A 556-nucleotide genomic window follows, 5' to 3' on the forward strand; every position below is an offset into this window, starting at 1 on the left:
GGGCTTATTACGAACTTGGCTGGGGCGGCTGGTGGTTCTGGGATCCAGTAGAAAATGCATCCTTTATGCCTTGGCTAGCAGGTACTGCACTTATGCACTCGCTAGCAGTGACGGAAAAACGCGGTACATTTAAAGCTTGGACAGTATTGCTAGCGATCTCTGCATTCTCGTTGAGTTTGTTAGGTACTTTCTTAGTTCGTTCGGGCATTTTGGTGTCGGTACACGCGTTTGCGTCCGATCCTTCTCGCGGTATGTTTATCCTTGGTTTCCTTGTCTTCGTTATCGGTGGCTCTTTACTGCTATTCGCGGTGAAAGGTGCGGCGGTACGTGTTCGTGGTAACTTTGATTTAGTGTCGCGCGAAAACGCACTTCTGGCCAATAACGTCTTGCTGATTGCTGCACTTGTAGTTGTCTTAGTTGGTACGTTGTTGCCATTGGTTCACAAGCAGCTTGGTTTGGGCTCGGTTTCTATCGGTGCCCCATTCTTCGATATGCTATTTGCATGGCTGATGATGCCGTTTGCCTTCTTGCTAGGTATCGGTCCTCTTATCCGTTG

At 48.7% G+C, this 556-nt stretch carries 1 protein-coding gene; it reads left to right on the plus strand.

Features of this window, described 5'->3' with window-relative positions:
- Positions 1 to 556: cytochrome c-type biogenesis CcmF C-terminal domain-containing protein (locus R8N47_RS27495; RefSeq protein ID WP_318186399.1), on the plus strand; the 556-nt coding region annotated here is incomplete at both ends.

Source organism: Vibrio sp. 2132-1, assembly GCF_033344315.1.